Genomic DNA, 20493 nt, shown 5'->3' on the forward strand with positions numbered 1-20493 from the left:
GAGTAATGAGGCGCCGAAACTTCCTGTCAGCGGCGGGCGCGGCAGTCGCGACCACCGTCGCCGGGTGCAGCGGCATCGCGGGACAGACCGAGTCGGACGACGAGCGGACGCTCGTCGTGGGTACCTACAGCGCGTTCATCGACGCGCCCTCGACGAGCCCCGGCGCGTGGCTCAAAGAGCAGTTCGAGGCCGAGTTCGACGCCCGACTGGTCTGGCAGACGCCCGAGAACGGGGTGAACCACTACATCGAGCGCCAGGCCGCCGGAGTGGACACGGAGACGGACGTCTACGTCGGCCTCAACGTCGACGACCTGGTCCGCATCGACCAGGAACTCGAGGAGGGACTGTTCGTCGCGGCCGACGACGTGGACGGCAGCGACGGCGTCAAGTCCAGCCTCGCGTTCGACCCCGAGAGCCGCGCCGTGCCCTACGACACCGGCTACGTCAGCCTCGTCTACGACAGCACGAGGACGACAGCTCCCGAGACGTTCGACGGCCTGCTCGCCGAGGAGTCCGCCGGAGACCTCATCGCACAGAACCCGGCGAGTTCGGCGACCGGCCGGGCGTTCCTGTTGCACACCGTCTCGCGGTTCGGCCCGGACGGCTACCTGGACTACTGGGCGGACCTCCAGGCAAACGACGTGCGGGTGCTGGGGTCCTGGAGCGACGCCTACAGCGCGTGGTCCTCGGGCGAGGCCCCCATGGTCGTCTCGTACTCGACCGACCAGGTCTACGCCGACCGCAACGACGCGGACCTCCAGAAACACCAGGTCCGGTTCCTGGACGACCAGGGCTACGCCAATCCCGAGGGGATGGCCGTCTTCGCGGACGCCAACGAACCCGACCTGGCCCGGGAGTTCCTCTCGTTCATGCTCCGGCCCGAGGTTCAAGGCGAGATTGCGGTCCGGAACGTCGCCTTCCCGGCGACCGAGGACGCCCAGCTGCCCGACGACTACGCTAGGCTGGCTCACGAACCGCCGGAGCCGGTGACCTTTACCTACGACGACCTCGCGGGCAACGTCGGGACCTGGGTCGAGGACTGGGAACGGCAGTTCGCCGAGAACTGACGCCGTGGCGGGGACTGACACGGTCGACGGCGACGAGTGCGCGACCAGCGCGCGGCGTGACGGTCACGGATGGACGGACCGGGTGCGAGCGCGGGCGGTCGAACGCGCCGAGCGCCACGCCCTGCCGGCGCTCGCGGTCACCACCGTCCTGGTGTTGCTCGGCATCTTCTACTACCCGGTCGCGACGGTGTTCAGGGAGAGCGTCGTCGTCGACGGCCGCGCCACGCTGTCGGTGTTCTGGGCCGTCCTCTCGGACCCGTTCTACTTCGGCGAGCTCGGGCGGGTGCTGAATGGGACGCCGCCCTCGGCGGTCCTCGACAGCCTCCTGTCGGGCGACCCGCGCCTCGGCGTCGTCGGGTTCACGGCCTACCAGGCCGCGCTTTCCTCGGTCGCCAGCGTCGCGCTCGGCCTGCCGGCCGCCTACCTGCTGTCGCGCTACGAGTTCCCCGGCCGGCGGACGCTGCGCTCGCTGACCATCCTCCCGTTCGTCCTCCCCTCGATCATGGTCGCGGTGGGGTTCGTCGCGACGTTCGGCCAGAACGGGACGCTGAATACCGTGCTGGGGGCGCTCGGCCTCGGGCAGGTGGACCTGCTCTTTACCCTGGAGGCCGTCGTCGTGGCCCACGCGTTCTACAACGCGCCGCTGGTCGCGCGGGTGACGACGGCCGCCTGGGAGTCCGTCGACGCCAGCGCCGTCGAGACGGCCCGCAGCCTCGGCGCCTCGCCGCGCCGGGCCTTCCGGGACGTGGTGGCGCCCCAGATATACCCGGCCGTGGTGCTCGGGGCGGTGCTGACTTTCGTGTTCACCTTCGGCACCTTCCCCATCGTGCTCGCGCTCGGGGGATTCGAGCTCGCGACGGTCGAGGTGTTCGTCTACCGCCTCGTCCGCGACCTGGAGTACGCCGAGGCGGCCGCGCTGGCGCTCGTAGAGCTGGGCGTCTCGCTGGCGCTGCTGTACGCCTACCTCCGCTACGAGGCGCGCCACACCGTCTCCGCCGAGGGGATTCGCCCGCTCCCGCGACGGCCGCTGCGCCCCCCGTCGCTGTCGTTCCGGGAGCTCGCCCCGCGGGTCGGACTGGCCCTCTATGCCGTCGTCGCGCTGGCGGTGTTCGTCGCGCCCATCGCGAGCATGGTCTCTGCGAGCCTCACCGGGCCGAACGGCCCGACGCTGGCCCACTACGAGTTCCTGCTCGAGCGTCAGGTGTCGGGGACGTCCTTCCAGGTCCAGCCGTGGGACGCGGTCCGGAACTCGCTGCTGTTTGCCGGGGCGGCGCTCGCGGTGGCGCTCCCGATGGGCGTCGTCGTCGCCGTGCTCACGACGCGTCGCTACCGGGGGCGGAAGGTGCTGGACGCCGTGGCGATGGCCCCGCTGGCGGTGTCGGGAATCGTCGTCGGCCTGGGCCTCCTTCGGGGACTGGTCTTCGGCGTCGAGGTGGGCGGGACGCGGGTCGCCGTCGGCGGCGCGCTGGCCATCGTCGCCGCCCACGCCGTCGCGGGCTACCCCTTCGTCGTCCGCACCGTCGCGCCCGGGCTGGCGGGGCTGGACCGCTCGCTGGTCGAGTCCGCGCGGGCGCTCGGCGCGTCGCGGGCCCGCGTGCTCACGGACGTCGAGCTCCCGCTGGTCTGGCCGGCCGTGGTCGCGGGCGCGGCCTTCGCCGTCGCCATCTCCATCGGCGAGTTCTCGGCGACGGTGGTGCTGGCCTCGGGCACCAGCCAGTTCACCATGCCCGTCGCCATCGAGCGGTTCATCGGCCGGCGACTCGGCCCCGCGACGGCGATGGGCGTCGTCCTGCTCGTGGTCACGAGCGCGAGCTTCCTCGTTATCGACCGGCTCGGGGGTGAGACGGATGCCTTCTGAGCCGCCCGCCGTCGAGCTCGAGGGCGTCACCAAGCGGTACGGCGAGACGACGGCCGTCGACGACGTCTCGCTCGCCGTCGACGAGGGCGAGTTCTTCACGCTCGTCGGTCCCTCGGGATGCGGGAAGACGACGACGCTGCGCCTGCTCGCGGGGTTCGAAGCCCCGACGGAGGGGACAGTCCGCTTCGGCGGCGAGCGCGTCGCTGGCGTCCCCCCGGAGGACCGTGACGTCGGCGTCGTCTTCCAGAGTTACGCCCTCTTCCCGCACATGACCGTCGGCGAGAACGTCGCCTACGGCCTCAACTTCGCCGACCCGCCCGGCGGCGTCAGCACCGAGCAGCGCGTCGCCGACCTGCTGGACCTGGTGGACCTCTCGGGCATGGTCGACCGGGGCCCCGAGACGCTCTCGGGCGGCCAGCAACAGCGGGTCGCCATGGCTCGCGCGCTCGCGCCGGGGCCGGACGTCCTCCTGCTCGACGAACCGATGAGTGCCCTCGACGCGAAGCTGCGAGAGCGGCTGCGGGTGCAGGTGCGCGAGATTCAGGAGGAACTCGGCATCACCACCGTCTACGTCACCCACGACCAGGAGGAGGCGCTGGCCGTCTCCGATCGGGTTGCCGTGTTGCGAGCGGGCCGACCGGAGCAGGTGGGGGCGCCGCGAGCCGTCTACCGGGAGCCGGCGACCGAATTCGTCGCCGAGTTCGTCGGCGACAACAACGTCTTCACCGGCGAGGTTCGAGAGGTCGACGACGGCGTGGCGAGCGTTGCCGTCGGCGGCGAACAGTTGTCGGTGACGGTCGCGGACGACGTCGCACCGGACGACCGCGTGACCTTCTGTGTGCGCCCGGAACGACTCTCGCTCGCGGGCGGGGAGAACAGACTCAGGGGGACGGTCCGGAGCGCGGAGTTCCTCGGCGGGACGACCAGGGTGCGGGTGGGCTGGGGCGACAGCGAGCTGCTGGTCCGCACCGAGGACCCCCTGTCCGGGACTGTCTGCGTCGGGTTCGACGCCGACGACGCCCACGTCCTGCCGGAGTGAGCGGAGTCAGTCGTCGGCCGCCGTCAGCTCGGTCTCGGGCGCTGGCGCGCGGACTGCCACCGCGTCCCCGCCCTCGACGTCGACGACGTACCCCTCGTACTCGAAGTCGAGGCGCACGCCGTCGGTCGCTGCCACGCGGTTCAGCGCGTCGACCGGAACGACCGTCTCGAGTGGCTCGAGGTCGTCGGCGTTTGCGTCCGCGGCGTCGGCCACGGCGCTGACGATCGAGACCGCCGGTGAGAGTTCAGTGCCGTCCAGTGTTCGGCGCTCCACCACACCCAGGGTTCGATTCATGTGGAGGTGTATAAATCAAATGACCATAAATCTTGTCGTCGAACCGAACGGTCGGTGCACACGTGGGCAGCAACGGGCGGACGGGCTCGACGGGTCCGAACGCCGAGTCGGTACGACACCGGTGTTCAAGAGCCCGGCCCGCCTGAGAGACGGTAGCCGTGTCTCTCACGCGTCGACGGTTCCTCGCGACGGGGATTGCCGGCCTCGGGGGCTGTCTCGGTTCCGGCCGGGATTCGACGGCTGCGTGTCCCCCGGTTGTCGAGACGGACAGGCGGCACCGCCTCGGGTTCGTCGGGGACGTGATGCTGGGCCGGGGCGTCGACGAGCGGTGGGACGGACGCGACCCGGCCGGCGTCTGGGGCGATACGGCCCAACAGCTCAGTGCCCTCGACGGCCTCTTCCTGAACCTGGAGTGTTGCGTCTCGGCCCGCGGCGAGCGCTACCCGGGCCGAACGTACTACTTCCGTGCCGGCCCCGAGTGGGCCGTCCCCGCGCTTTCCGACGTCGGGACCAGCTTCGCCGGCCTCGCGAACAACCACGTCCTCGACTTCGGACCGGTCGCGCTGCGGGACACGCTCGAGCACCTCGCAACCGGCGGGATACCGACGGCCGGGGCGGGCGACACCCGGCGGGCCGCCTTCGGGCCGACGGTGGTCAGGGCGGGTGACCTCGACGTGGCCGTCGTCGCGCTGACCGACCAGGCGCCGCTGTACGCCGCCCGCGCCAACAGCCCCGGTGCCGCCTTCGTCCCCCTCGACCCCGACAACCCGCTGACCCGCCAGTGGGTCGGCGACGCGCTGTCACGCACCCGCGCGGCCGACCCGGACCTCGTCGTCGCCTCGCTGCACTGGGGGCCAAACTGGGTGACCGAACCCTCGGCCACGCAGCAGGCGTTCGCCCGCTGGCTGGTCGACAACGGCGTCGACGTCGTCCACGGCCACAGCGCTCACGTCGTCCAGGGTGTCGAGGTGTACCGGGGCCGCCCTATCGTCTACGACGCCGGCGACTTCGTCGACGACTACCTCGTGAAGACGGACCTGCACAACGACCGGTCGTTCCTGTTCGAACTCGTCGTCGCGGACGGGGAGCTGGCCGCGCTGGAACTATCTCCAGTCGAAATCGTGGACTCGCAGGTGACCCGGGCCGGCGCGGGCGCCGCGGCGTGGCTCCGCGACCGCATGCGCCAGCTGTCGGCGCCGTTCGGAGCAGCGTTCACCCGGGCGGGCGACGGCCTCAGACTCCCGCTGTCGTGTTGAACCCGGTGGGAGGGACTATCACGGAACCCATTTAGGTTCCAGCCCCGTTTTTCCGGTATGAACTACGACGACGCGCTCGAGAGAGCCTACGACGTACTGCCAGACCAGCCCAGGGAGAGCGGCGAACGCCTCAAGATTCCCGACCCGGAGGGACAGACCGACGGCGCCTTCACACGCCTGACGAACCTCGGGGCCATCGCCGACGCCCTCTCGCGTGACCCCCAGCACCTCCATCGCAGCATCCAGCGCGAGTTCGGGACCAACGGCCAGTTCGACGGCCGCGAGGCCCGCTACAACGGGTCGTTCGACACCGCGGACTTCCAGGCGGCCGTCGACGCCTACGTCGCCGAGTACGTCACCTGCTCGGAGTGTGGGCTCCCCGACACCGTCCTCAAGACCGAGGACGGGGTGGACATGCTGCGCTGTCAGGCCTGTGGGGCCTTCCGCCCGGTCTCGAAGGGCGCGAGCAAGCAACAACAGCAGGACCGCCCGACGCTCGAGGAGGGCGAGACCTACGAGGTCAAGATTACCGGCACCGGCCGCGAGGGCGACGGCGTCGCAGAGAAGGGCAAGTACACCATCTTCGTCTCCGGCGCCCAGGAGGGACAGGTCGTCAACGCCTACATCGAGAGCATCAGCGGGACGCTCGCGTTCGGTCGCGTCCAGTAGACCGTTCCGGTCGGCGGGTTTTTTCGACCGAAAGCACTTACCGGAGCCACGTCGAGCGCCTGCCATGGGTCGGGATAGCAGCGGGACGGGCCTGTCCGTCGTCGCGGCGCTAGCGCTGGGGCTCGGTGCCGTCCACGTGTTCACCGGGACGGTCGAAACACTGGCGGCGACCGGGACGGCGCCGCTCGTCCTCGCGGTCGGGCGGGCACTGCTGGGACTGTTGCTGCTCCCGGCAGGCGTCGGGGTCGCACTCCGGCGGACCTGGGGGCGCTGGGTCGGCGTCACCGCGTTCGTCGGCATCGCCGTCCTCCAGATACTGCCGCTCCTGGCTGGTTCGACGCTCGCCGTCCCCCTGGCGGGCACCTTCCTCGCGACCGGTGCCTCGCTGTATCTCCTGCTGGCCGGCGAGGCGTTCGGGGCCGACGACGACGGCCGGGCGCTGACCGAGGACACGAACCCCCACGAGTTCGTCCGGTGACCGGGACCGTCGCCGGCCTCACGCCCAGAGGTCGGTCACGCTGGCTGCGACTGTGCAGGCCTGTGCTCGCTCTGCGAACGACTGCATACAGTCGATAGTGACCGGTCCGACCGATGAACCTGTACCCCAAGTACTGTGGGGAACGAAACGATTTACTCGCCGCCGAGTATCAATAACTTTACATATATTCCGCCCCTCGGTACAGGCGATGCCCGAGATAACCGTATCAGACGGTCTGTACCGCCAACTCGAAGCGGCCTCGCTGGGGAAGTCCCAGGAGGAGACGCTGTGGGCGATGGTGTACCAGTTCAACCGGCGGAACAGTCCGAGCGAGTGACGACGGCACCGCAGTCGTTCTCTCCGGCGACGCTCCCGGGCGCCAGGTCCGTCCGGTGCGCCGAGTGGTCGCCGACGCCCTCACTCGACTAACCGTCGCGCGGCGGTCGATATCTCATCGACGGTCGCCGCCTGCTGCTGGTTCGCGGCGGCGATGGACTCGACTTCGGCCGTGACGGTGTCGGACTGGTCGACGAGTTCGTCGAGCATGCTGGCGACTTCCTCCGCGGAGGCTGCCTGGTCGTCGGTGGCCTCAGCGACCTCGCGGATGCCCTGGGCCGTCTCCTGGACGGCCTCCGTGATGTCGTCCAGCAGCGCCATCGCGTCCTCGACACGGGCGACCCCCCGCTCTATCCGGTCGGTCGTCTCGCCCAGGCTGGAGACCGTCTCGTCGGTGTCGGCCTCGATAGCGGCGACCAGCGCCTCGATCTCCTGGGCGCGTTCCTGTGACTCGCCGGCGAGTGACTTCACTTCGTCCGCGACGACGGCGAACCCGCTGCCGGCCTCCCCGGCGCGGGCGGCCTCGATGGAGGCGTTCAGCGCCAGGATGTTCGTCTGCTCGGCGATGTCGTTGATGACCTCGACGACGGAGTCGATCTCCCCGACCCGCGTCTGGAGGCCGTCGACGTCCGCGGCCACCTCGTCGACCGCCTCGCCGACGTCGTCCATGACGCGCATCGCCTCGTCGGCCGCGGCCTGTCCGTCGTCGGCCAGCGAGCGGGCCCGGTCGCTGTTGCCCTCGACCTCCGATGCGCTCGCTGCGACCTCCTCGACCGTCGCGCTCATCGACGAGACCTCGGTGGCGATGGTGTCGATGCGCTCGGACTGGTCCTCGGTCAGTTCGGCGATCTCCTGTGAACTGGTCGCGACGTCGTCGGCCGACCGGCGGAGCTCGTCGATGGGGCGCTGGAGGTCCTCCTCGACCTCGGCGGCCAGCCGCTCGCGCTCTTGGACCTGTTCGGACAGCTTCTGGCTGTAGGAGTGGATGTAGGTGTCCGCGACCACCTGCATGTCGAGGTTGATGATGCGCAGCACCGACAGCAGCTCCGCCCGGAACGCCGTGACGTGCTCCTCGACGACGGCCGCGACGTCGTCCGCTCCCGACGCGTCGCTCCCGGTGGTCTCGGCCAGGCCGCCGGTGAGGGCGTCGGCGAGGCGGTCGGTGAGCAACGGCAGGACGAGGTCGTAGTAGACGCCGTACTGGCCGACGTAGTGTTTCATCGGCATCTCGAGCATGTCGTGGAGCTTGCCGATGCGGGCGCGGTCCCGGAAGTACGACTCGTCGTAGATGCCTGCCGCGAGGGTCGCGAAGTAGGCCTGCTGGGTCTCCTTCAGCGCGTCCACGCCCTTCGGCGACCGTTCGATGACCTCGACGGTGTCCGGGTACTGCGTGAGGTTGTCGTAGAAGGCGTCGGCGATTTCCCCGGTGTTTGCTTCGAAGAGCGGGCGCAGGTCCGCGAGACGCGCCGCGTCGGCCTCGTCGAAACCGATGAACTCCTTCCGCCAGGCGATCTCGTCTGCGTCCAGGTCGATGTCGGCGAGCAGTGAATCGACGTCCAGTTGGGGGTTCAGTCCCCCCCCGTCCGAACATCTCGGCGTAGGCTGTCATACACTCGAGTCGCCAGTCCCTGCGATAATCTTTCCGGCTGTATATCAACCGCTGAGAGCCAGCCGTGGGCCCGACGGGCTATCACGGCCCCGCCCCACGGACGCGGTCAGGGTTCGACCTCTTCGATAACCGCCGGGGAGTCGTTGCCGGGGCTGTTGACCGCCGTCGAGACGGGGTAGGTGCGCATCGGACCGTCGTAGGGGTCCAGCAGCTGGGCCGCCTCGTCGACCGACCCGTGGAGCCAGGTCCCCTCCTCGTCCGGGTCCAGGACGACGGCCATCCGGTGGTGCAGGTCGGCGACCGTCTCGTTTGGCTCGGTAGTGACGATGGTGAACGTCTCCACGACGTCGTCCTGGCCGCCATCCGCGCCGCTCCCGCCGAACTCGCCCAGGCCGGTCTGGCGGCGTGGCGGTTCCCACCGCTCGTAGAGCCCGGCCATCGCGAACAGCGCGTCGTCGGGGAGACAGACGCGGTAGGGCTGTTTCCCGCCGTCGTCTCGCGGCGTCGTCGCTCCCCCGTCGGCGGAACGTGGTTCCGCCCGCTCGACCCACTCGTAGAAGCCGTCGGCGGGGACCAGACAGCGCCGGGACTCGTAGGCGTCGGCGAACGACCGCTTTCGCGAGAGGGTCTCCGCGCGAGCGTTGATGTAGCCGTGGGACGAACGGTCCTCGGCCCACGACGGGACGAGACCCCACGCCATGCGCTGGATGGTGTCGTCGGCTTCGCTGGCGACGACGGGCAGCGACTGGCTCGGTGCCGCGTTGTACCGGGGTTCGAAGTCGAAGTCGAACGTGGCGTCGAACCGCGCCTCGACGTCGGCGGGCGGGGCGAAGAGGCTGTAGCGGCCACACATAGGCGAGGAGAGTGGCGCGAGGAGCAAAAACCCACGCCGTGGACCAACAGTTTTTGCGCGTCCGGGTCGACCTTCCAGCCATGGAGACCCGCCCACTCGGTGCGACCGAACACGAGAGCACCGTCATGACCTTCGGCACCATCGCCCTGAACTGGCTCGAGCAAGAGGGGGCCAACCAGATGGTCGAGCACGTGCTGGACTACGGCGTCAACCACTTCGACGTCGCGCCGACCTACGGCGACGCGGAGCTGAAACTCGGCCCGAAGCTTCGCCAGTACCGCGACGACGTCTTCCTGGGCTGTAAGACCCAGGAGCGCGACTACGACGGCGCCCGTCGGAAGCTGGACCTGTCGCTCAACCGCATGGGCATCGAGAAGATCGACCTCTACCAGGTCCACGGCCTCGAGTACGAGTCGGAACTCGAGGAGATCACCGCCGAGGACGGCGCCCTGGCGGCCTTCCGCGACGCCAAGGAGGAGGGGCTCGTCGACCACATCGGCCTGACGAGCCACGGCGACCCGGACCTCATCAAGGCGGCCATCGAGCGCATCGACGACCTGGAGACGGTGATGTTCCCGCTGAACCCCGTCGTCGCCGCGAAGGACGACGCCGAACACGATTACGAGGGCGTGCTCGAACTCGCCGAGGCGAACGACGTCGGCACGCTCGGCATCAAGGCCTTCGCGAAGGGGCCGTGGCCCCCCGAGTCCGAGCGCTACGAGGAGGACCGACCGTTCGCGAACTGGTACGAACCGGTCGCGCGGCCCGACGAGATACGCGAGCGCTTCGACTTCGCGGCCGCCAGGGGCCTGACCAGCGTGGTCTCGCCGGGCGACCCGAAGCTGGTCTCGATGGTGCTCGACGCCGCCGACCGCTCCGACGGGATGGACGAGGCCACCCAGCGGTCCGTCGTGGAGGCGGCCCGCCACGACGACAGCCCCGTGCCCGAGCAACTCCACCACTGACCCGTGCCCGGGGTGACACCGGGGATCGGCGTCCCCGAGACGGTCAGGGCCGCACTCGCCGACCGGCCGGTCCAGGGCCGCGTCTGCCTGGAGGCCGGGGCTGGCGTCGGCAACGCGACGGCCGGCCTGCTCGAGGCGGGCGCACGCCGCGTCTACGCCGTCACCGACGCCGCCGACCACGCGGCGGCCGTCCGGCGGCGCTGCGGCGAGGACGACCGGCTCGAGGTCATCCGGGCCGACCTCCGGGCGACGCCGCTCCGCCCGGATTCGGTGGATCTGGTCACCGCACACGGGCTCTGTAATCTCCTCGGCCCCGCCGCGCTGGAGGCTGTCGCAGCGGAACTCGCGCGGGTCGCCGCGCCCGGGAGTCACCTCGTCGTCGACGACTACGCCCCCCTCCCCGACGACGCGGCGGTGCGGCGCCTCTTTGCCGTCGAGAACGCCGCGAGCGAGCTCGCCGACGGCCGACCGGCGCTGACCTTCTACCCGCCGGCGTTGCTCAGGCGTGTCTTCGGAGGGCACGGCTGGACGTTCGACCGGGAGCGGACGCTGCTGGACCCGGTCCCCTGGACCGAGAGCCACCTGTCGGCCCACGCCCGAACGGCCAGCGAGGCGGCGGGCCGGTTGCGGGAAGAACTGGCGACCCCGCTCGAACGGGAGGCCGAGCGCGTCGCCGCGGACGTCGGCGCGGCGTCCGCCGGGCGGATGTACAGCCTCGCGTTCGGGCGGGCCGAGTAGCCGGGCGACCCCGGCAGAGCGGGTCCGCCCGCGAGTTTAAATTACATGGCGCCGTAGCGTGGCACACAGCCCCATGACGTCGGAGCCGTCCTTCTCGATTCCGCGACGCCCGGAGCGGCGCTTCCCCCACGGGAGCGGCGTCGAGTACGAGGGCGGCACGACGTTCGAGCTCGTCCCGAACAGCGAGCAGTCCACGGCTGCCCTCGCCGCCGTCGTCGCCGACATCCTCGCCGACGGGCCGTACCGCTACGGCGACTTCCACGACCTGCCGATGCCGCTGTGGCTGGTCCGCGACGAGGAGACGACAGACGTGTTCCGGGTCTCCGTGCGCGACGGCACCGTCCGGCTGCACGTGCTTCCCACGACGGAATCAGACGGCCTCAGGCGGTTCTACGACCGCCTTCACGCTATCGACGCGGGAGTCTCCTGGACCGTCGACCGGTCGGTCCAGGATACCTGATAGTGACTGCTGTGAGTCATTTCGGTACCAACCGCACGACTACGTGCGGTCGTACCGGTAAACAGTCACAGCAATCACTATGAGTCGTCGTGGCCCTGCGGTTTCGCCCGGCGCCCAAACCGTCTTACCCTGGAGACGCCTCACTGTGGGTATGACAGTCTCACGCGAGGTCGAGCTCCAGGGTCACATCATCGACTCCGGGACGATGGGTGCCTGTTTCGGCATCGTCATGGACCTCGGCGGCTCTTTCTCCGTCGAAGCGTTCGACATCGGCCGCCACAAGGACGAGGAGTCCTACGCGCGACTGCTCGTCGAGGCCGAGGACGCGGCGACGCTCCAGACCATCGTCCACGAACTCCACCAGCACGGGGCCAACCCCGCGGACCCCAAGGACGTGCAACTCGAATCCGCGCCGGCCGACCAGGTCGTGCCCGAGGGCTTCTACTCGACGACCAACCACCCGACGTTCGTCCGCTACGAGGGCGAGTGGCTCGCGGTCGAACACATGGAGATGGACTGTGCGGTCGTCGTCGAGGACGGCGACGGGAGGCCGCGCGCGTACACGACGGTCCTCAACGCCGTCGAAGCGGGGGACCGCATCGTCACCGGCGAGACGGGCATCAGGGTCGAACCGCCGTCGCGGCCCCGGGATTCCAGCGGGGCGTTCGGGTTCATGCGCGGCGGCGTCTCCTCGGAGCGTCCCTCGGAGACGACCATCGAGAACATCGCGACGGCCATCAGGGAGACCAAGCGTGACGGCGGCACGGTTCTGGCCGTCTGCGGGCCGGCGGTCATCCACACGGGCGCCCGCGAGGACCTCGCCCGGCTGGTCCGCGAGGGGTACGTCGACATGCTCTCGGCCGGCAACGGCTTCGCCGTCCACGACATCGAACGGGACCTCTATGGCACCTCGCTGGGTATGGACACCGAGAGCCTCGACCACCCTCGCCACGGCCACAAGCACCACATCTACGCCATCAGCGAGGTCATCCGCGAGGGCTCTATCGCGGCCGCCGTCGAATCGGGCACCATCGAGTCCGGCGTGATGTACGAGTGTATCGAAAACGACCGCCCGTTCGTCCTCGCGGGGTCGATCCGCGACGACGGTCCGCTGCCCGACACGATCACCGACGCCGTCGAGGCCCAGAACGCCATCCGCGAGCAGGCCCACGAGGCCGACATGGTGCTGATGCTCTCGACGCTGCTGCACTCGGTCGCCGTGGGCAACTGCCTGCCCTCGACGACCCGGGTCATCTGTGTCGACATCAACCCCGCGACGGTCACGCAGTTGCTCGACCGCGGGAGCGCCCAGGCCGTGGGGATGGTCACCGACATCGGCACGTTCGTCCCGATGCTGGCGGACAAACTCATCGAGCGCGGCGCCACACCGTAAAACTCCTCGACTGCGCCCCTCCGGCCGGTCGACCGGCAGGCCGGTCGACGTGTGAAAAATGGTGGGGTAACCGGGACGTTAAGAGGGTGGACCGTCTCGGTCCAGGCATGACCCGGAACATCCTCACGGAGGACCTCGCCGACAGCATCGTCACGACGGCCCGGACGGCCACCGGGGACTCGCTGCGCTCTGTGACGTACTTCACCCGGGCGAACTTCGAGCAGCTCTACCTGCGGGAGGACCTCGAACGCGACGCCGACTTGAACGAGTTCGTCGGCCACGAGTGGCAGGGCTACAAGCAGACCAAGAACGCCTACCAGGACTCCGAGCTCGGCGAGTACGAGTTCACCGTGCGGGCCTTCGAGAACGGCTATCTGCTCCGGGTGACAACGGAACGCCAGGGCGTGCTCATCACCACGGACGGCCTCTCGATGAGTTCCTACGAGGAGATCGCCGAGGCGGTCCAGCGCCTGCTCCGCGAGGAGTCCGGCAAGGAGTAGTCACAGCAGGTTCAGCGCCCAGTTGGCGGCGTTGAGCGCGACCAGTATCCCACCCTCCAGGCGCGTGAGCGTCTCGTCGGTGTAGAACAGCACCGCCACCAGCACCACCGTCCCGAGCAGCCACGCCGTCGACTCGACGCCGACGGCCTCGACGGGCAGCGGTTGGACTATCGCCGCCAGGCCGAGCACGCCCAGGACGTTGAACAGCGAACTCCCGACGAGGTTGCCGGCCGAGAGCCCCATCCGGCCCTGTCTGGCCGCCGCCAGGGAAGTGGCGAACTCCGGGAGGGACGTGCCAGCGGCGACGACGGTGAGCCCGATGACCCACTGCGAGACGCCGACGGCCTGAGCGATGTCCACCGCCGAGATGACGAGCAGGTGGCCGCCGCCGACGACCAGCGCCAGGCCACCGACCAGGCGGCCGCCGTCGAGCCACCCGAACGACCCGTCCGGCGGCGCCGTGACGCGTTCGCTCCCGAGGCGCACGAGCACGACGAGATAGCCCACCAGCATCGCAAAGAGGAGCGCGCCCTCCGGGCGGCTCAGGCGGCCGTCGGCGACGAGCGCGAGCAGGAGCCCCGTCGCGACGATGAGCAAGAGCGCGTCCCGGCGGACGAGCGTCCGGGAGGTGGCCAGCGCCTGGACGAGCGCGACGCCGCCGAGGATGAACCCGAGATTGAGGAGGTTGGACCCGACGACGTTGGCGACGGAGATGTCCGGGCGGCCGGCGAACGCGGCGTCCAAGGTGACCGCGAACTCGGGGGCGGAGGTCCCGAAGGCGACGACAGTGAGCCCGATGATCAGGCCCGGGACGCCGAGGCGTTTCGCGACGCGCGCGGCGCCCGTGACGAACTGGTCGGCACCGAACCACAGCGCCACGACGGCCACGGCGACAAAGAGGACGTCGAACAGGACCATCAGCGACACCTCGGCACGGACTGGGACGGGTTCCGACGGGGCGACACGTGCTGGCCTACCGCCAGCAAGCCCCTAACTGTTGTGCCCCACCAGAGTTATGCCACGCCCGGCGAATCCACGGACATGACACTCGACCCGGTCCACGTCGACGGCATCGCCGAACTGGCCGGTCAGGTGGGCAGGACCGTCGAGACGAGCGACCAGGGAGCCGTCGCCGAGGACGTCTGGGAGCACTTCCTGGACCCGCTCTGGGCGGACGGGGCGAAGGTGCTGGCGCCGCTCGAGGACCAGCGACGCCGGAAGGTGCCCATCGAGGACGTCGCGCTGGAGGACCCCCCGTTCCCCACCCAGCACGGTCTCGATTCGGGGACCATCAACCCGACGACCTTCAAGAACGGCCTCGTCTTAGACGTTGCACAGGCCGCGATGAGCGCCGTCCCCTCGGACGTGGACCTGCACCGGGCCCGGACCATCATCATGGCCGTCCACACGAACGACTCGACGGTGCAGTTCGACGGCGACTGGCGGGCCGACGACCGGGGTTTCGCCCGCCGCCGGGTGCTGGAGGTGCCACAGGTCGACCGGTACGAACAGCGGGTCGTCCACGCGCTGGCGCTGTACTTGGCCGAGAGCCAGCACGCCCTGACGAACGCTGACGTCGTCGAGGACCTGTTCGTCCTCGACGGGCCCATCTACCCGACGGGACTCCTCCGGTGGGCCGAGCGCGACGCGGAGCTGGCGGACCTGCTCGCCGAGGACGACCGGCCGAAGACCGTCGTGGGCAACTACGTCGAGCTCGTCGAACGGTTCGTCGAACGGGACGTCCCGCTGGTCGGGTTCGTCAAGAACTCCGCCGCGAAGACGCTCACTCGGGCCGTCCGGCGCAAGACGGCGGCCCCGTGGGTCGACGACGCATCCTTCTTCCGTCGTGTGCTGGAACGCCGGACCGACGACGGGGACCTCGCCCGGGACTGTCTGACCTTCACCAACTGGTTCGTCTCGCGGGGCGGGACCGACGGCGTGATGGCTGCCGGGGGTGACGCGCTGGGTGTCGAGCGGTCGCTCGACCCCGAGGCCTACGAGGTGACCTTCTTTGCCCTGTACGACCCGCGGACCGACCTCGTGTTCCGCGTCGAGGCCCCGTACGCGTTCACCGAAGACCCCGAGCGCCGGGAGCGACTGACCAGGCAGGTGCTCCACGACGTGGCGGCCGAACGGGGACCGCCCCTGGCCGTGGCCAAGGCCGACGAACTGGCGCGAATCGACCGCCAGGGGAGCGAAGAGCTCGCCCGGCGCATCGAGCGGGAGTTCGACACCGACCGGGAGAAGGCGTACGACGACGAACGGTGGGGCGCGGTCTCGGAAGCGTTCTGACTCATAGTGATTGCTGTGACTGTTTACCGGCACGACCGCACGACTGCGTGCGGTCGATGCCGAACTGACTCACAGCAGTCACTATCAGTGGGCCTCGCTGGTCTGGAGGACCGTTATCTCGACGTCGGCCGCGTCGACGCCGACGCGGGCGAACTGCGTCCTGACGTGGTCCTTGGCGGCCTCGATGGCGGCCTCGCGGGTCTCGAAGCCGCGGGGCATCGGCGACTCGAAGGCGACTCTGAGCTCGCGGTCGCCGATCTGCTGGGTGCTTCCGCCGCTCTCGACCTCGTAGAAGGCGTCACAGACCCAGACGTACGGGGCCCCCTCGTCGGGCGCCCCCTTGAACGACGGGGGCTCTTCGCCAGGTTCGAACAGGGTCCCGGTGAGGCCGGTCCCGCCGGCGTTTCCTCGGATGAGCAACATACCGGACGGTAGGCTTCCCAGCGTCAAAAGGGTCTCTCCGAAACCGTTTTGTCCGCGCGGTGCATGCGCCCCGGGACCACACCACACGAACCAGACGGGCCCTACAGCGTGCAGTCGACGACGACCGGGAAGTGGTCCGACGCGTAGTGGTCGTCGTCCCGGTCCGTGCAGACGGCGTGCGTGCCGACGTCGAACTCGCCGGTGACGAAGACGTGGTCGATGCCCATGTCCGGGAGGAGGTCGTGGAAGTCAGACCGGGTCGTCGTCGGGCCGTGACGGTGGGTCGCGAGGCCGCGGGTGTCAAACAGGCGCCGCCCGTCGGGGAGCTCGTGGTCGACGGCGTAGGCGTGGGCCGGTTCACCGACGACGCAGTTGAAATCGCCCATGACCAGGCCGGGGTCGGCCCCGACGGCGGCGTCGAACCGGTCGAGGACGAGCTCGACGCCCTCCCGGCGGGCCCGTTCGCCCTCGTGGTCGAGGTGGGTGTTCAGGACGAAGAGGTGCTGGCCCGAGTGGCGGTCCTGCAGGCGGGCGTCGGTGGCGACGCGGGGGTAGCGGGCGTCCCAGCCCACGCTGCCGGGCATCTCGGGCGTCTCCGAGAGCCAGAACGTCTCCGTCGATACGCACTCGAACCGGTCGGCACGGAACCCGACGGCGGTGTGTTCGCCGCCCGCCGCGACGGAGTCCCGGGGATCGCCAACCCAGTCGTACCCCGGCAGCAACTCCTCCAGTTCGCGCATCTGGTGGGCCATCGCCTCCTGGACGCCCACCACGTCCGGCCCGTGGAACCGAACGGTACTGGCGACGAGGCGCCGTCGGTGGGACCAGGCGTCGCGCCCGTCGGAGGCCGCGTCGTAGCGCACGTTGAACGTCATCACCCGCAACCCGTCCATACAGGGCGGTCGGTTCCCAGGGGGGTAAGGTTTCACTTCCGCCCCGGTGGGGAAAGCGGTTTGTCGCTCGGCGCCGTCCGGCCCGGTATGTCCGATCTCGGGGACTTCACCGACTTCAGCGCCGACGACGCCGGGGAGGAACCGGCCGACGATGGCGACCCCGCCGGTGAGTCCGCCACCACAGCGACGACAGCCGACACGTTCGAACAGATGGACACCGACCCCGCGACCCCGGATGCCGGCCTTGGCGTCCTCTCGGCGGCCGGCGGCCTCCGCATCAGCGAGGAGGCCGACGAGACCTGTCTGCGGGCCTACGTCACCGCCGCCAACCGGTCGGCGGTCCGCATCGGCACGTACCTGCTCGTCCCCTACCCCGACGGCGAGCGCCTCTTTTGTCGCATCACCGCCCTGGAGTACGCCCAGGAGTTCCGGGCCGACGACGCCACCGAGATCCACGCTCGCCGGGCGATGCGCGAGCAGGGCATCGACGAACAGGACTTCAAGTTCATCGCGGAACTGGACCCCGTCGCGGTGCTGTACACCGATGACGGCGAGCTCAAGCGCCGGATGACCGACCGCGTGCCCAAGCCGGAGACGGTGGTCCGGCAGGCCACCGACAAGACCGAGATAAAGACCGGGCTCAAGATTCCCGAGGACGGCGTCTTCCTCGGGCACCTCTCGGTCGGCGGCGAGAGGGTCCGGACGGCCGCCGAACCCCCGACCATCGACTACCGCCTGAAAGACGACTACGAGGCCGGCGACCCGCTCGTCTTCCGTCACACGCTCGTCGCCGGCGGGACCGGGTCGGGCAAGACCCACAGCTCGAAGAACGTCCTCCGGCAGTACCTCGGCCGGACCTACGAGATGGGCGACGGGCGCACGCCCGAGCTCGCGGTGGTCCAGTTCGACCCCCAGGACGAGTACGCCCAGATGCACGACGACAACCCGGCGATGACCGACGCGTTCGCCCGCCGCTGCGAGCGCGAGGGGGTCGCCCACGGCGGCTACGACGATACCATCGCGTTCGTCCCGAAGGTCGCCGGTGCGGACTACAGCGCCAGCCACCACGGCGCCGAACAGGTGGAGTTCACCGTCCCGTTCTCGCTGGTCTACGAGAACCCGTGGCTCATCGCCGGGTCGGCGCTCAACGACAACCAGTACGGCGCGCTCGTCAACACGCTGCTCCCGCGGTTCCGACGCCAATACGGGTCGGAGGGGACATACGACGAGTTCAAGACGTTCCTCTCCGACCCGGCGATGAAAGAGGAACTCCACGAGGCCGGCGACGTCCACGAGGCCACCTTCGACGCCGTCAAACGCCGGGTTCGCGGGTTCGACGCCGTCTTCGACCAGGACGCCCGGCCAATCACCGACCAGATACCCCAGCTGGTCAGGGACGGCGGCCTCACCGTCATCCCGACCTACCACATCACGGACTCCCGGACCGCCTCGACGGTGGTGCTGGCCGTCTCGAGCCTCCTCATCGACCAGAAGCTCTCGAACGACCCGACCTACGACCGCATCAAGGAGACGCCGCTGGTGGTGGGGATGGACGAGGCCCACAACTTCCTGACCGACGCCGACAGCGTCCAGGCCCGGAAGGTCATCGGCAAGTTCACCGAGGCCGCAAAGCAGGGCCGCAAGGAGCGCCTCGGCCTGTATCTCATCACGCAGGACCCCCAGGACATCGCCGACCCCGTCTTCAAGCAGATAAACACGACGATGGTCCTGAACCTGGGCGACGAGGACGCCATCAAGGCGGTGAACATCCCGTCGAACCTAGAGTCGAAGGTCCCCTACATGGAGAAGGGCCAGCGGGTCGTCTACTCGCCGGACAACTCGGAACCCGTCGAACTCATCGGCCTCTCGACATGCGTGACCCGCCACGGCCGGGACTGACGGCTACCGGAACGCGTCGACCAGCCGGTCCCGGAGCGCCGTCGCGCTGGTGAACCGGTCCCGTGGCTCCGGCTCCATCGCCCGGGTCAGCACGTCGTCGAGTGGCGACGCGGCCTGGTTGACCTGGCCCGGCGGCGTGAGGTCGCCCTCCCGGATGGCCGCCGCCAGGTCGACGTCCGCCTCGAAGGGCGCCCGGCCGACGAGCAACCGGTACGCGAGCGCGCCCAGCTGGTAGGTGCCCGTCGTCGGCGTCGTCTCGCCGTCCAGCTGCTCGGGGGCCGTGTAGGGCGTGACCAGCTGCTCGCCGACGGCATCGGTCACCGCCCACTGGAGCCCCCAGTCCGACAGCGTCCCCCGCATCTCGTCGTCGCGTGCCACGAGGCGGACAGTCTCCGGGCGGACGCCCCGTCGCGGGAGGTCGTACCGCGTCGCGATATCGAGCGCCGACGCGAGGTCACAGACGACGCGGAGTCGCTGGCGCATCGAGAGGTCCGCGACGTGGTCCCCGAGCGTTCCGTCGCCCGCGGAGTACGCGACCCACGGGGCCGGGCCGATGCCGACGTCGCGGACCGTCGTGACGTGGGCCGCGTCGGCGACGGTCTCCCAGTCGGTGACCGCCGACATGAACGCGGTCATCACCGACCGGTCGCTGGTGAACGCCGGCGACAGGGTCGCTATCTCGACCGGCTCGTCGTCCGCGTCGGTCGCCCGGTAGCGGTGGACCGGGCCCGACGTGTCGACGTCGGTGACCGCAGAGAGGTCCGCGATGGCCGCGTCGAGGACGCGTGCCGGTGTCGACGAGTCGTCGTCCGGCGACCCGTCGGTGGGGCCGGCGTCGCCGCCCATCGATTGCTCCGGGTCGTCCGCGGCGCCAGCGCGGGCGGGTCCGGCGGGCGGGTCCTCGACGAACCGGTGGTCGACGACCTGCTGGCGCTCGTCGTCGGGGGAGTACACCTCGAGGTGCTTGAAGTGATACGCGTGCTGAACTGACCGTCCCAGCGAGCAGGCCCGCTGTTTCGCCGGGGCTGTCTCGAAGAGGACGTGGCCCTCGGCCGGGACGACCACCCAGGCCTCAAGCAGGTCGTCGTACCTGATCTCGAGCCGCTCGTACAGCGGGTTCCAGTAGACGTTGCCCAGGCGGTCCGTGGCGTCCCACTGGAGCAGACACGGGTGACCGTCGTCGTCCATCGTCTCCCGACCCGCTCGCATCCCGCCGATTCGGGCCTCGTGCGTCGAGATGGGCGTGGCCGGCCCCTCCCGGTAGGCACGGAGGACCCACTCCCCGTCGTCCTCACGAAGTTCGAGCGGTCTGGTCCGCTCGAGGGCGACCCCTGTGGTCTGCTCGACCGGACCACCGCCCGCTGTCCCCCCGCCCATCGAGTCCCCACCAGCCATGATCGTCCACAACAATTGTCACGTGGGAAGAAATAATTTCCGGGCATGACAGCGCGACTGACCTCGCGCCGACCGC

Annotated in this window: 21 protein-coding genes; 14 read left to right on the top strand and 7 right to left on the bottom strand. The window is 69.8% G+C overall.

Features of this window, described 5'->3' with window-relative positions; genetic code table 11:
- Positions 1-5: 5 nt before the first annotated feature.
- The 3 genes from P1K88_RS15615 to P1K88_RS15625 all read left to right on the top strand — a co-directional run bounded on the left by P1K88_RS15615 (position 6) and on the right by P1K88_RS15625 (position 3964).
- Positions 6-1067 carry a thiamine ABC transporter substrate-binding protein gene (locus P1K88_RS15615; RefSeq protein WP_276411148.1) on the top strand — a complete coding sequence of 354 codons (1062 nt, stop codon included), beginning with the start codon at positions 6-8 and terminating at the stop codon, positions 1065-1067.
- An 82-nt stretch (positions 1068-1149) separates the two neighbouring features.
- The gene (locus P1K88_RS15620; protein ID WP_276414156.1) at positions 1150-2925 is read left to right on the top strand and encodes an ABC transporter permease; all 1776 of its coding nucleotides are present in this window, start codon (positions 1150-1152) and stop codon (positions 2923-2925) included.
- On the top strand, positions 2915-3964 hold the full coding sequence (locus tag P1K88_RS15625) for an ABC transporter ATP-binding protein (RefSeq protein ID WP_276411149.1): 1050 nt from the start codon (positions 2915-2917) through the stop codon (positions 3962-3964). The genes P1K88_RS15620 and P1K88_RS15625 overlap by 11 nt, the downstream gene beginning before the upstream one ends.
- Positions 3965-3970: 6 nt before the next feature.
- Here the strand turns inward: P1K88_RS15625 and P1K88_RS15630 are convergent, their stop codons facing one another.
- Positions 3971-4258 carry a HalOD1 output domain-containing protein gene (locus tag P1K88_RS15630; protein ID WP_276411150.1) on the bottom strand — a complete coding sequence of 96 codons (288 nt, stop codon included), beginning with the start codon at positions 4256-4258 and terminating at the stop codon, positions 3971-3973.
- 158 nt (positions 4259-4416) lie between these two features.
- On the opposite strand from P1K88_RS15630, the gene P1K88_RS15635 reads away from it, so the two are divergent.
- The 4 genes from P1K88_RS15635 to P1K88_RS15650 all read left to right on the top strand — a co-directional run bounded on the left by P1K88_RS15635 (position 4417) and on the right by P1K88_RS15650 (position 6998).
- The gene (locus tag P1K88_RS15635) at positions 4417-5514 is read left to right on the top strand and encodes a CapA family protein (RefSeq protein WP_276411151.1); all 1098 of its coding nucleotides are present in this window, start codon (positions 4417-4419) and stop codon (positions 5512-5514) included.
- Positions 5515-5571: 57 nt separating this feature from the next.
- A complete protein-coding gene (locus tag P1K88_RS15640) occupies positions 5572-6183 on the top strand; it encodes a translation initiation factor IF-2 subunit beta (protein WP_276411152.1) in 612 nt (203 codons plus the stop codon).
- Between the two features lie 64 nt (positions 6184-6247).
- Positions 6248-6661 (top strand): hypothetical protein, encoded by a 414-nt coding sequence (locus tag P1K88_RS15645; protein ID WP_276411153.1) that lies wholly within the window; start codon positions 6248-6250, stop codon positions 6659-6661.
- Positions 6662-6869: 208 nt separating this feature from the next.
- Entirely contained in the window at positions 6870-6998 is a 129-nt protein-coding gene (locus tag P1K88_RS15650; RefSeq protein ID WP_276278228.1) for a hypothetical protein, read from the top strand.
- Positions 6999-7078: 80 nt separating this feature from the next.
- On the opposite strand, the gene P1K88_RS15655 is transcribed toward P1K88_RS15650, so the two are convergent.
- Both P1K88_RS15655 and P1K88_RS15660 read right to left on the bottom strand, forming a co-directional pair.
- Complete coding sequence (locus P1K88_RS15655; protein ID WP_276414157.1) at positions 7079-8569, bottom strand: globin-coupled sensor protein; 1491 nt, start codon at positions 8567-8569, stop codon at positions 7079-7081.
- A 143-nt stretch (positions 8570-8712) separates the two neighbouring features.
- Positions 8713-9459, bottom strand: coding sequence for an SOS response-associated peptidase (locus P1K88_RS15660; protein WP_276411154.1), 747 nt, complete (start codon positions 9457-9459; stop codon positions 8713-8715).
- Between the two features lie 80 nt (positions 9460-9539).
- Here P1K88_RS15660 and P1K88_RS15665 point away from each other — a divergent pair, with 80 nt between their 5' ends.
- From P1K88_RS15665 to P1K88_RS15685, 5 genes are all read left to right on the top strand, one after another.
- Positions 9540-10424 carry an aldo/keto reductase gene (locus tag P1K88_RS15665; protein WP_276411155.1) on the top strand — a complete coding sequence of 295 codons (885 nt, stop codon included), beginning with the start codon at positions 9540-9542 and terminating at the stop codon, positions 10422-10424.
- Positions 10425-10448: 24 nt separating this feature from the next.
- Positions 10449-11162, top strand: a complete 714-nt coding sequence (locus tag P1K88_RS15670) for a class I SAM-dependent methyltransferase (RefSeq protein ID WP_276414158.1) — start codon at positions 10449-10451, stop codon at positions 11160-11162.
- A 73-nt stretch (positions 11163-11235) separates the two neighbouring features.
- Positions 11236-11622, top strand: coding sequence for a hypothetical protein (locus P1K88_RS15675; RefSeq protein WP_276411156.1), 387 nt, complete (start codon positions 11236-11238; stop codon positions 11620-11622).
- Positions 11623-11773: 151 nt separating this feature from the next.
- On the top strand, positions 11774-13015 hold the full coding sequence (locus tag P1K88_RS15680; RefSeq protein WP_276411157.1) for an ornithine cyclodeaminase, nickel-pincer nucleotide-dependent: 1242 nt from the start codon (positions 11774-11776) through the stop codon (positions 13013-13015).
- A gap of 107 nt (positions 13016-13122) precedes the next feature.
- On the top strand, positions 13123-13515 hold the full coding sequence (locus P1K88_RS15685) for a DUF7522 family protein (protein WP_276411158.1): 393 nt from the start codon (positions 13123-13125) through the stop codon (positions 13513-13515).
- Here P1K88_RS15685 and P1K88_RS15690 read toward each other — a convergent pair whose 3' ends face one another.
- Complete coding sequence (locus P1K88_RS15690) at positions 13516-14433, bottom strand: sodium:calcium antiporter (RefSeq protein ID WP_276411159.1); 918 nt, start codon at positions 14431-14433, stop codon at positions 13516-13518. It abuts the gene before it with no gap.
- Positions 14434-14556: 123 nt separating this feature from the next.
- On the opposite strand from P1K88_RS15690, the gene P1K88_RS15695 reads away from it, so the two are divergent.
- Entirely contained in the window at positions 14557-15807 is a 1251-nt protein-coding gene (locus P1K88_RS15695; protein ID WP_276411160.1) for a DNA double-strand break repair nuclease NurA, read from the top strand.
- A gap of 84 nt (positions 15808-15891) precedes the next feature.
- Here P1K88_RS15695 and P1K88_RS15700 read toward each other — a convergent pair whose 3' ends face one another.
- Both P1K88_RS15700 and P1K88_RS15705 read right to left on the bottom strand, forming a co-directional pair.
- Positions 15892-16230, bottom strand: a complete 339-nt coding sequence (locus tag P1K88_RS15700; RefSeq protein WP_276411161.1) for a DUF7113 family protein — start codon at positions 16228-16230, stop codon at positions 15892-15894.
- Positions 16231-16331: 101 nt separating this feature from the next.
- Entirely contained in the window at positions 16332-17123 is a 792-nt protein-coding gene (locus P1K88_RS15705) for an endonuclease/exonuclease/phosphatase family protein (RefSeq protein ID WP_276411162.1), read from the bottom strand.
- An 87-nt stretch (positions 17124-17210) separates the two neighbouring features.
- Here P1K88_RS15705 and P1K88_RS15710 point away from each other — a divergent pair, with 87 nt between their 5' ends.
- The gene (locus P1K88_RS15710) at positions 17211-19022 is read left to right on the top strand and encodes an ATP-binding protein (RefSeq protein WP_276411163.1); all 1812 of its coding nucleotides are present in this window, start codon (positions 17211-17213) and stop codon (positions 19020-19022) included.
- A gap of 3 nt (positions 19023-19025) precedes the next feature.
- Here the strand turns inward: P1K88_RS15710 and P1K88_RS15715 are convergent, their stop codons facing one another.
- Positions 19026-20417, bottom strand: a complete 1392-nt coding sequence (locus P1K88_RS15715; protein WP_276411164.1) for a protein kinase family protein — start codon at positions 20415-20417, stop codon at positions 19026-19028.
- Positions 20418-20493: the final 76 nt, after the last annotated feature.

This window comes from Haloarcula halobia (assembly GCF_029338255.1).
GTDB lineage: Archaea > Halobacteriota > Halobacteria > Halobacteriales > Haloarculaceae > Haloarcula > Haloarcula halobia.

What these genes read in the sequence shown, in the direction of transcription:
- P1K88_RS15690 (WP_276411159.1), bottom strand. Translation starts at nt 14,433, where the DNA reads ATGGTCCTGTTCGACGTCCTCTTTGTCGCCGTGGCCGTCGTGGCGCTG.
- P1K88_RS15645 (WP_276411153.1), top strand. Translation starts at nt 6,248, where the DNA reads ATGGGTCGGGATAGCAGCGGGACGGGCCTGTCCGTCGTCGCGGCGCTA.
- P1K88_RS15665 (WP_276411155.1), top strand. Translation starts at nt 9,540, where the DNA reads ATGGAGACCCGCCCACTCGGTGCGACCGAACACGAGAGCACCGTCATG.
- P1K88_RS15660 (WP_276411154.1), bottom strand. Translation starts at nt 9,459, where the DNA reads ATGTGTGGCCGCTACAGCCTCTTCGCCCCGCCCGCCGACGTCGAGGCG.
- P1K88_RS15640 (WP_276411152.1), top strand. Translation starts at nt 5,572, where the DNA reads ATGAACTACGACGACGCGCTCGAGAGAGCCTACGACGTACTGCCAGAC.
- P1K88_RS15685 (WP_276411158.1), top strand. Translation starts at nt 13,123, where the DNA reads ATGACCCGGAACATCCTCACGGAGGACCTCGCCGACAGCATCGTCACG.
- P1K88_RS15680 (WP_276411157.1), top strand. Translation starts at nt 11,774, where the DNA reads ATGACAGTCTCACGCGAGGTCGAGCTCCAGGGTCACATCATCGACTCC.
- P1K88_RS15715 (WP_276411164.1), bottom strand. Translation starts at nt 20,417, where the DNA reads ATGGCTGGTGGGGACTCGATGGGCGGGGGGACAGCGGGCGGTGGTCCG.
- P1K88_RS15630 (WP_276411150.1), bottom strand. Translation starts at nt 4,258, where the DNA reads ATGAATCGAACCCTGGGTGTGGTGGAGCGCCGAACACTGGACGGCACT.
- P1K88_RS15625 (WP_276411149.1), top strand. Translation starts at nt 2,915, where the DNA reads ATGCCTTCTGAGCCGCCCGCCGTCGAGCTCGAGGGCGTCACCAAGCGG.
- P1K88_RS15615 (WP_276411148.1), top strand. Translation starts at nt 6, where the DNA reads ATGAGGCGCCGAAACTTCCTGTCAGCGGCGGGCGCGGCAGTCGCGACC.
- P1K88_RS15705 (WP_276411162.1), bottom strand. Translation starts at nt 17,123, where the DNA reads ATGGACGGGTTGCGGGTGATGACGTTCAACGTGCGCTACGACGCGGCC.
- P1K88_RS15700 (WP_276411161.1), bottom strand. Translation starts at nt 16,230, where the DNA reads ATGTTGCTCATCCGAGGAAACGCCGGCGGGACCGGCCTCACCGGGACC.
- P1K88_RS15695 (WP_276411160.1), top strand. Translation starts at nt 14,557, where the DNA reads ATGACACTCGACCCGGTCCACGTCGACGGCATCGCCGAACTGGCCGGT.
- P1K88_RS15675 (WP_276411156.1), top strand. Translation starts at nt 11,236, where the DNA reads ATGACGTCGGAGCCGTCCTTCTCGATTCCGCGACGCCCGGAGCGGCGC.
- P1K88_RS15650 (WP_276278228.1), top strand. Translation starts at nt 6,870, where the DNA reads ATGCCCGAGATAACCGTATCAGACGGTCTGTACCGCCAACTCGAAGCG.
- P1K88_RS15710 (WP_276411163.1), top strand. Translation starts at nt 17,211, where the DNA reads ATGTCCGATCTCGGGGACTTCACCGACTTCAGCGCCGACGACGCCGGG.